The 8,996-nt window shown below is 39.0% G+C and carries 10 protein-coding genes and 1 tRNA gene; 4 read left to right on the top strand and 7 right to left on the bottom strand.

Annotated elements, in window-relative coordinates:
* Positions 1–231: 231 nt before the first annotated feature.
* Genes ACEN33_RS05505 through ACEN33_RS05495 form a run of 3 tightly spaced genes read left to right on the top strand, consistent with a single transcriptional unit; the run spans position 232 to position 3,218 of the window.
* A complete protein-coding gene (locus ACEN33_RS05505; RefSeq protein WP_407094247.1) occupies positions 232–1,191 on the top strand; it encodes an alpha/beta hydrolase in 960 nt (319 codons plus the stop codon).
* Positions 1,172–2,563, top strand: coding sequence for an alcohol acetyltransferase (locus ACEN33_RS05500; protein WP_407090311.1), 1,392 nt, complete (start codon positions 1,172–1,174; stop codon positions 2,561–2,563). The genes ACEN33_RS05505 and ACEN33_RS05500 overlap by 20 nt, the downstream gene beginning before the upstream one ends.
* Positions 2,553–3,218, top strand: a complete 666-nt coding sequence (locus ACEN33_RS05495) for a DUF6320 domain-containing protein (RefSeq protein ID WP_407094721.1) — start codon at positions 2,553–2,555, stop codon at positions 3,216–3,218. Before ACEN33_RS05500 ends, ACEN33_RS05495 begins: the two co-directional genes overlap by 11 nt.
* Positions 3,219–3,750: 532 nt before the next feature.
* Here ACEN33_RS05495 and ACEN33_RS05490 read toward each other — a convergent pair.
* From ACEN33_RS05490 to ACEN33_RS05465, 6 genes are all read right to left on the bottom strand, one after another.
* On the bottom strand, positions 3,751–4,512 hold the full coding sequence (locus tag ACEN33_RS05490) for a LysM peptidoglycan-binding domain-containing protein (RefSeq protein ID WP_407094720.1): 762 nt from the start codon (positions 4,510–4,512) through the stop codon (positions 3,751–3,753).
* Positions 4,513–4,680: 168 nt separating this feature from the next.
* The gene (locus ACEN33_RS05485) at positions 4,681–4,866 is read right to left on the bottom strand and encodes a glycoside hydrolase family 2 TIM barrel-domain containing protein (protein ID WP_407090315.1); all 186 of its coding nucleotides are present in this window, start codon (positions 4,864–4,866) and stop codon (positions 4,681–4,683) included.
* Positions 4,867–4,868: 2 nt separating this feature from the next.
* Positions 4,869–5,237 (bottom strand): hypothetical protein, encoded by a 369-nt coding sequence (locus tag ACEN33_RS05480; protein ID WP_407094722.1) that lies wholly within the window; start codon positions 5,235–5,237, stop codon positions 4,869–4,871.
* Complete coding sequence (locus ACEN33_RS05475) at positions 5,234–5,803, bottom strand: glycoside hydrolase family 2 TIM barrel-domain containing protein (protein ID WP_407094719.1); 570 nt, start codon at positions 5,801–5,803, stop codon at positions 5,234–5,236. Before ACEN33_RS05475 ends, ACEN33_RS05480 begins: the two co-directional genes overlap by 4 nt.
* A 12-nt stretch (positions 5,804–5,815) precedes the next feature.
* Positions 5,816–6,343: a sugar-binding domain-containing protein gene (locus ACEN33_RS05470; protein WP_407094718.1), complete on the bottom strand. Its 528-nt coding sequence runs from the start codon at positions 6,341–6,343 to the stop codon at positions 5,816–5,818.
* Positions 6,344–6,358: 15 nt separating this feature from the next.
* Entirely contained in the window at positions 6,359–6,484 is a 126-nt protein-coding gene (locus ACEN33_RS05465) for a hypothetical protein (RefSeq protein WP_407094717.1), read from the bottom strand.
* Positions 6,485–6,662: 178 nt separating this feature from the next.
* Between ACEN33_RS05465 and ACEN33_RS05460 the strand changes: the two genes are divergently transcribed.
* A tRNA-Leu gene (locus tag ACEN33_RS05460) sits at positions 6,663–6,745 on the top strand.
* 64 nt (positions 6,746–6,809) lie between these two features.
* Here ACEN33_RS05460 and ACEN33_RS05455 read toward each other — a convergent pair.
* Entirely contained in the window at positions 6,810–8,990 is a 2,181-nt protein-coding gene (locus tag ACEN33_RS05455) for a Tex family protein (RefSeq protein ID WP_407094716.1), read from the bottom strand.
* Between the last annotated feature and the right edge of the window lie 6 nt (positions 8,991–8,996).

Below are 8,996 nucleotides of genomic sequence, written 5' to 3'. Positions count from 1 at the left end.
GGTGAATTAACCATATCAGAAAGGGGGTCTTTTTTCATCACCTAATGGGTGATGAAGCAGATTACTTTAAAGACTATTAAATCAATGTTAGGAAAGACTATTAGTAAAACTATGAATTATTCAGGATTTTATAAGTCTTATAAGTATTTTTTGATCATTTTTTACTAACAACTTGACACTTCTCTTGATATACGACACACTGAAGAAAACTAAATATTATGAGGTAGTAATATGAATACTCTTAAACGTTTTGCATTAAAATTATTATCATCGCCAACGATTAATATGCATGAATCATACAAATTCGTACGGCAATTACAAAAGGTTTTTGTCACCCCTTCTAAATCCCGCTTTCAGTATTTGGATCAGAAGATTTATTCTGCAGATCAAAGTCATGAAATTCCGATTCGCATTTTTCGTCCAAAAAAATTGATGAGTAGTGACATTATATTATTCTTTCATGGTGGGGGCTGGGTTTTAGGAAATATAGATACCTATACAAAAGATTGTCGTCGTTTGGCTGATCAAATGGGGCGGATTGTCTTAGCGGTTGATTATTTAAAAGCACCTGAGAATCCTTACCCTGCTGGTTTCGAAGACTGTTATCACGTCGCTCAACTACTTTTATCACGTCCGGATTTAACGGGAATTAAAGGCGCGCGTAATATTATTATTGTTGGAAACTCAGCTGGAGGAAATTTAGCTGCTGTCGTTTCTTTACGCTTACGTAATGAAGGAAAACCTTTACCAAGTAAACAAATTTTAATTAATCCTGTGACGTATTGGCGCCACGATGAAGCGTCTCCTTTTAAAAGTGTTGAGGAGAATGGCTATGACTATGGACTCACAGCAAAGAAAATGCAGGAATATATGGAAATGTATGAACCGGACGAGGTCAAAAGACAGAATCCGTACATCGCACCGTTAATGACTGAGGATTTTAGTAATCAACCGGACACTTTAGTTATCTCATCTGAATTTGACCCTTTACGTGATGAAGGTGAAGTTTATGGCTTCATGTTGTTAGAAGCTGGGAACCAAGTGGAAATTATGCGTGCAAAAGATACTGTTCATAATTTTCTTTTTGCCCCATTAAATGAAGGTATTATTGATACAACTTATTTGTTAATCAAAGATTATTTAGAGAATCACTTGAGAAGGAGTGACATACGTGGAGAATCAGAAAGTTAATGAGCGTAAAAATTGGGTTCGCCTAGATAACGCATCAAATATCTTCTTAGCAGCGATGTCTAACCGTGATAGTAAAGTGTTTCGAATTAGTGCTGAAGTCACTGATACAGTGGACCCTGACTTGCTACAACAAGCTTTGAATAAAGTCTTTGAGCAAAATTTACTTTATCACAGTGTTTTGCGGCGCGGTTTCTTTTGGTATTACTTGGAAGAAAGTGATTTGAAGCCCAAAGTAGAGCCAGATACGAACACACCCTGTCGTCCTTTGTATTTTTTCGATCGGCGTAATTTATTATTTCGTGTCATGTACTGGAAGAAGCGCGTGAGTCTTGAGGTCTTTCACGTCTTATCTGACGGAACGGGAGCGATGTGGTTCTTTCAAGATTTAATTACCGAGTACTTGAGTTTAAAACATCCTGATTTAAAAGATGAAGACGTTGAAGTTTCGACTTATATTCATGACCAATCGAGTGAAGACAGTTTCGAGCGCCATTTTAGACGAAAGGATCAATTGAACTTTTCGAAAGCTGCCCAATCAGCTTTACGGGGAGTTACAACGGTCGGTGCTAAGGCAAAAAACTTCTTATTCCCTGCGGTTGAAAAGGAACCCAAACCGAGTCGAAAAGTCTATCACTACAAAGGAACTTACACGTCAGATTACCGTCCGCGCGTCGTTGAATTGGAAATGCCAGTCAAAGATATTTTGAAAAAAGCGAAAGCGATGAATGTTTCTTTAACAGTTTATCTGACTGCAGTTTTTATGGAATCGATTCGTAAAGCCGAACCGAATTTCCAAGGGGATGAGACGATGGCCGTTTCTGTGCCAGTGAATTTGCGTCAGTTCTTCCCTTCTGATTCCGCGCGAAATTTCTTTGCGGTGACACGGTTGGAATATAAATATAAGAAGAATGGTGACAATTCTTTAAAAGCAATTTCTCAGGAATTAAAAAATCAGCTAGATCCGCAACTAGAGAAAGATTCTTTAGAAAGTTGGCTTAGTCAGCTAATTCAATATGAGTACCATCCTTTAAGTCGGATTATTTTACGACCGATTAAAGATTTGGCTTTAAAATTTGCTAATTACATGAATAATCGTAAGCTCACTTTTGCGATTTCCAATCTTGGTCTAGTTAGTTTCCCTTATTTAGTTGATCAAATGATTCATCAAGTTTATTTCCATACGATTGCGGTTCGTCCGCAGTTTTGCGCAATTAGTCATAATGATGTATTGACGATAACTTTTACGTCCCCATTTATTGAAACGGATATTTACCGTCATTATGTTAGGTTCTTAAGTGACGAGAATATTCCGGTGACGATGACGGTAAACAAAGTGACTGAGGAAGAGTTGGGAGGTCGTTATGATGCGTAAGTGTCCAGAATGCCACGTGAGCGTGAAAGGTGATTGGGATAAATGCCCTCTTTGTGAGGCGCCTCTTGATAGTAATATTCCAGTCACATCCAGTTCAATGCCAGATGTGCCCTTGCAATTTAATCGTCGTTTCATTACTCAATTTTTGATGGCTTTCTCTTTAATTGTTGTGGCAGTTATTCTTGGGATTGGCTTACTCTATCACGGTCGCATCCAATTATTTCAAGGGGCAGCCTTTGGAATAATTACAATGTGGTTGGCAGTGCTGACCTTGATTCGCAAGCGTCGTAACATTGCCAAAAGCTTACTTTATTTATTAATCATCTTGTCCCTCATGTGCGTTTACTTAGATTACACTATTGGTTGGTCAGCTTGGTCGCTAACTTATGCAGTTCCTATCATATGTAGCTCGACTTTAATTAGTATGATCATCACCGCAATAATGACCCGCATGAAACCAGGTGATTATGTTCTATACTGGGCTGCCGTAGCTATCTTAAGTTTAGTGCCAATGATATTCCTTTTAATCGGTTGGATTCAATTTCAAACCCCTTCCTTGATTTCCTTTGGCTTTGGTTTAATTGTGTTGATTTATATGCTAGTGACAAAAGGCCAAGTGATTTGGGGAGAGATCAAGAAACGAACATTTATATAAAATGCGATTGGCATCGACTTCGGTCGGTGCTATTTGTTTGGATTGGAGTTGAGAATTTAATTGGACTTGTCACTCTATGACAGGGGAAATTAAACAACTAACAGGACTTGTCACTATATGACAAGGGAAATTAAACGGCTAACGGGACGGGTCACATAATGACAGGGGAAATTAAACGACAAACGGGACGGGTCACATAATGACACGGGATATTGAACGCCTAACTGGACAGGTCACACAATGACAAGGGATATTGAACGCCTAACTGGACAGGTCACACAATGACAAGGGAAATTGGACAGCTAACTGGACACGTCATCACATGACAAGGGAAATTGAACGGCTAACGGGACGGGTCACATAATGACAGGGGAAATTAAACGACTAACGGGACGGGTCACATAATGACACGGGATATTGGACGGCTAACGGGACAGGTCACCGAATGACAGGAGAAATTAAATCCCCGCACCCCACTACCAGCACAAAAAAAACGCCAATCACCGAAGTGGTTGGCGCTGTTCAATCTATATTATGGTTGTGACACTCTTAAGTAAGTGCCGATATAGATTAAGTCTGATGTTAAGTTATTCCATGCTTTTAATTGATTGACTGAAGTTCCGTAGCGGTAAGCTAAGTTAAATAATGTGTCGCCGGGCTGTACTCGGTGAACGGTTCCTTGTGATGGCGGTTGATTATCGCCACCTCTAATATTTAAGCGCATGCCGATGGCTAAGAAATCAGATGACAGATTGTTCCATGACTTCAATTGGTTAACCGTTACGCCGTAACGATTCGCAATGCTCCATAATGTATCCCCTGATCTGACTGTATAAGTTAATCCTTCAGATGGAGGTGGTGTTGTACCTTGATCAGATACAACAAGTCGCATGCCAATGTATAAGAAATCAGATGATAGATTGTTCCATGATTTAATCTGATTCACTGTTACACCATAAGTGTTAGCGATACGCCATAAAGTATCTCCAGCTCTTACTGTATATACTGAGCCTGTTGGCGGTGGTGTTTCAGCGTCTGTGACGATTTTTAATTGTTGCCCAATTTGTAATAAATCAGTTGTTAAATGGTTCCATAATCTTAATTCGTTAGCTGTTACGCCGTAGTCGTTTGCGATTTTGTTGAGGTATTCGCCTGGTCTAACCGTATGAGTAATCACTGTGCCTGTACTGTAGTCTGCGTCTGCTTGGGCCATGACGGTTCCAACGCTCGTGTTCATTGCGCCAGCAAGTGTCAATATTGCTAAAGGAACCATTAATAATTTTACTTTTCTCATCGTTCCCACCTCTTTCAATTTCAAACTTAAGTGCTCTCTTTCTCTAAATTAACCTTACCAATAAAACGGTTACATATCAACTCCATAGCCTTTTTTACACAGTTTTATAACACAAAATTCACACATTAGAAAAAGCATCCTAAATCAATAGGATGCTTCGTTTAAAATCTATTCAATATTTTCCCAGCGTTCTTTTAATTTATAAGCGACGCGTTTAGGTTGGCATTGACATGTGAATACACCTTTTCTATTTCCGTTCACTCGCATCAGACCTTCAACAGTTTGGAAATCAGCAAAGTTCCAAATTTGCTCACTTTGAACCATGTCATAATCAGCAAACACGCGGTGATACATATCTAAGTACCCATCCCTGTATTGCTCTGTCCCATCACAGATGGTAGTTTTGATTCACCGATGTAATTATCTGTACCATATTCAGTAAAAATCATTGGTTTATTTAAATCGAGTTCTACCCAAGCGTCCATCTCATCACGGAATAGTCGTTCAGCACCTTCAAAGTCTGATTCACCTTTAACATACCAACCGTAATAACGGTTCATACATAGGGAATCAGCATGGTGATAACTTTTACAAGCATCTGGAGTTGAATACATAATTAAGGCAAATATACGTGGACGTTGTTGCGGACCATATTTGTGAGCTGCTTCAAATAATGGTCCGAAATATTCATTCGCTGCTTCTGTTGTTGTGCTTGGCTCATTCAGTAAGCTCCATGCAAAGACACTTGGGTGATTTTTATCACGTAAAATCTGTCATGAATATCTTCAATATGGTTCTTTTGCAATTCATCTAGATTTGGATGAGCTTCAAAGAAGTCAATATCTGTACCTTGAGAAGCTGCTAAGAAGTTTACGATACTTTCTAAGAAACCAACAGCTGCTACTTCGTCAATAATCAAGAAACCTTCACGGTCAGCCATTTGATAAACTTCTTCAGCATAAGGATAGTGTGAAGTTCTGAATGAATTCGCTCCAGACCATTTCATTAATTCGAAATCGCGCTTATTCATTGGGTAGCTAAAGCCACGTCCGATAATGTCTGCATCTTCGTGCTTACCATAACCTTTTAGATACGTTTCTTCTCCATTAATTAATATCTTCTCGCCTTGAATTTCAACAGTTCTAATTCCAATAGCTTGTTCATACTCGTCAATGATTGCATCGCTGTCTTGAACTTTAATGACAAAACGATATAAGTAGCTGTCTAAAACTTTCCACAATGTAGGATCGTTGACAGTTAATTTTCCTTCACTGCCACTCGCTTCAGTCACTAATTGGTCATCTTAATCATAAAGTTCAACACTGATTTGACCTGCTGCATTATCTGAAGTCGTTATTTTATAGTCGATAAATGCTTGATTGTCAGCCAATTCATACGTCAGGTCAAAGTCTAAGATGCGCGTCTTAGGAACAGTAACTAAATGAACACTTCTTTGAAGTCCCGCATAGTTAAAAAAATCAAAGAATGGTTTCGTAATGCGGCGTCCACTAACAAGTGTTTCAGTGACCCCTGCTGGAAGCGTCGTTCTTGAAAGAATGTTATTCATCTTAACGACTACTATATTTTTCGCATTGAACTTCACTGCTTTGGAAACATTGAGTTCAAATGGTAAGAAACCGCCTCGGTGTTCCCCAACACTCACTCCATTAACAAAGACTTCTGCATGATGCGTGGCGCTCCCAAAGCGCAATAGGATATCTGAATCTGCCTCTTCTTTGGCATAAAATTCTGTTTGATACCAGAAAGTCCCTGTGTAGTCGCGTGATTCTTTGTCTGTAAAAAAATCATTGAAACTTGCTGGAACAGGCATATCAATCGTTTCTGATTAACCGTCCTTCCATCCTTGTTGGTCCCCTTCATCTTGCGGGTCAAATTTGAATTGCCATAAACCGTCTAAACTTTCTCTATGGCGCTTAATGTTATTAATTGGATATAATAGTGATTTTTGCATCATATACTTCCTTTCTAAATTTAATAACTTACACTATGATTATATCAAAACCATGACTTTACTCAATTATAAAAACTCTTTAACAGATTTATATACTCTATTCTCTTCACTATGAAATATTGAATCTAAACCACGTTTGTGCTATTATAAATCTTGTACTTTAATTTAAGGAAAACACGCGATCGTGGCGGAATGGCAGACGCGCTAGCTTGAGGGGCTAGTGTCCTTAAGGATGTGTGGGTTCAAATCCCATCGATCGCATCATAAACTCAGTATATAAAAGAAACACGGTGACTTCGTTAGAAGCAACCGTGTTTTTTTGTCTTTACTCTTTATTAAAAATTCTCTTTAACCCAATGCGGCCTTTTTGACGGTCTAAAGAAATCACTTCAACTTCAATAATATCTCCGACAGAAACGGCATCAGACGGATGTTTGATGAATTTTTTAGAGAGTTTGGAGATGTGTACTAAACCATCTTGTTTTACTCCAATATCAACGAAAGCACCAAAGTCGACCACGTTACGCACGACTCCTTGCAGTTGCATCCCCTCATCCAAATCTTCCATTGATAAGACGTCCGCACGAAGGACTGGCGCATCTTGCCCGTCACGTACATCTGCTGTTGGATGCATTAACCCATCTAAAATATCTGAGATAGATTCTTCACCTAAGTCGTATTGGGTTGCTAAGTCACTGGCTTTGAGTGATTTTAGTGTTTCAATCGCCTCTTCAGAACCAATATCATTTACGTTAACATTTGCCTGATTTAAAATATCTAAAGCCACTTTATAACTTTCCGGGTGAATACTCGTTTGGTCTAATGGATTTTCCCCGCCTAAGATACGCATGAAACCTACCGCTTGTTCATAAGTTTTAGGACCTAAACGTTTGACATCTTTAATTTGTTCACGACTTGAGAAGTGACCTATTTCGTCACGAAGTGCAATCACATTCTTAGCTGTGGCTGCAGTCAAGCCTGAAACGTGCTCCAATAATTGGATACTAGCAGTATTCAAATCGACTCCAACCTGGTTAACGGTAATGTTGACCACAAAGTCTAATTGTTGCGTTAAATCTTTTTGACTCACATCATGTTGGTATTGACCTACTCCCATAGATTTAGGATCAATTTTAATTAATTCAGCAATCGGATCTTGTAAACGACGAGCAATTGATACCGCACTACGTTCTTCAACTTGGAAGTCCGGGAACTCTTTACGGGCAATGGCACTGGCACTGTATACCGAAGCACCCGCTTCATTAATCACGATAAATTGTGTGTCCAAGTTATGTTCTTTAATTAGATTTGAAACAAATTGTTCAGACTCACGACTAGCTGTCCCATTACCGATCGCAATGATATCCACATCGTGTTTACGGATAAATTCTAATAACTCGCCTTTAGCTGCTTGACGTTTAGGGCCTGCTGCAGGTTTATGTGGATAAATAACACCTTTATCCAATACTCGACCTGTTTCATTGATGATAGCTAATTTACACCCCGTACGGTATGCGGGGTCAAAGCCCATGACAACACGTCCTTTTAAAGGTGGTTGTAGTAAGAGGTTACGTAAGTTCTCACCGAAGACTTTAATCGCTTGTTGACTGGCCTCTTCCGTTGCTTCACTCCGCATCTCACGTTCAATGGCTGGTCCAATGAAGCGTTTATAAGCGTCTTCAACAGCCAATTGAACTAACTCTTTCTTGTCTTCATTTAACTCTTTAGGAATGAATCGATTCGACATATATTTAATAACTGGTTCAGTATCAACTTGAATTTTCACTGTGATGACGCCTTCTTTTTCTGCACGATTAATTGCAAGCGTACGGTGAGACATCAATGCCGTTAACGATTCGCTAAATTCATAATATTGTTGATACACTTTATTCTCATCTTTGTCTTCATCTTTAAGTGTAGTTGCGATTTTAGCATTATAGCGCGTGTATTTACGAATAAATTCACGGAACTGTGCGTTATCAGACACTTCTTGAGCTAAGATTTCATGTGCACCTGCTAACGCATCTTGTGCGGTTGGCACTTCATCGTTGATATATTTTTCTGCTTCTGCTTCTGGAATTGCATCCGTTGCTTCAACTGATAATAACCACTCGGCTAATGGTTCTAGGCCATTTTCCTTCGCTGTCATCGCTTTTGTACGGCGACTTTGTTTGAACGGACGGTAAATATCTTCGACTTGTTGTAAGGTTGAAGATTTCATAACATTTCGTTCAATCTCATCGGTTAATTTTTCTTGTTCAGCAATTAAGCGAACGACTTCTTCTTTTCGCTCGCCCAATTGTTTCGCATAAGTATATTTTTGTTCGATATCGTGAATTTGAACTTCATCCAGTGATCCAGTTACTTCTTTACGGTAACGCGCAATAAATGGAATCGTATTCCCTTCACTTAATAAATTCAGTACCGCTTGGATTTGCTTGGAACTAATTTTTGTTTCTTGATTAATTTGTTTAATTAAATCTGCTGTATCAATAACTGTTGCCATTAAAAA

The sequence above is a fragment of the Ruoffia sp. FAM 24228 genome, assembly GCF_045528575.1.
In the GTDB taxonomy this organism is placed as follows: domain Bacteria; phylum Bacillota; class Bacilli; order Lactobacillales; family Aerococcaceae; genus Ruoffia; species Ruoffia halotolerans.
The sequence above is the reverse complement of the archived record's forward strand: the minus strand, read 5'-3'. Positions and strand labels throughout refer to the sequence as shown.

Coding starts and splice junctions, on each gene's coding strand:
- ACEN33_RS05505 (WP_407094247.1), top strand. CDS start 232: ATGAATACTCTTAAACGTTTTGCATTAAAATTATTATCATCGCCAACG.
- ACEN33_RS05495 (WP_407094721.1), top strand. CDS start 2,553: ATGATGCGTAAGTGTCCAGAATGCCACGTGAGCGTGAAAGGTGATTGG.
- ACEN33_RS05490 (WP_407094720.1), bottom strand. CDS start 4,512: ATGAGAAAAGTAAAATTATTAATGGTTCCTTTAGCAATATTGACACTT.
- ACEN33_RS05485 (WP_407090315.1), bottom strand. CDS start 4,866: ATGTATCACCGCGTGTTTGCTGATTATGACATGGTTCAAAGTGAGCAA.
- ACEN33_RS05470 (WP_407094718.1), bottom strand. CDS start 6,343: ATGCCTGTTCCAGCAAGTTTCAATGATTTTTTTACAGACAAAGAATCA.
- ACEN33_RS05465 (WP_407094717.1), bottom strand. CDS start 6,484: ATGCAAAAATCACTATTATATCCAATTAATAACATTAAGCGCCATAGA.
- ACEN33_RS05455 (WP_407094716.1), bottom strand. CDS start 8,990: ATGGCAACAGTTATTGATACAGCAGATTTAATTAAACAAATTAATCAA.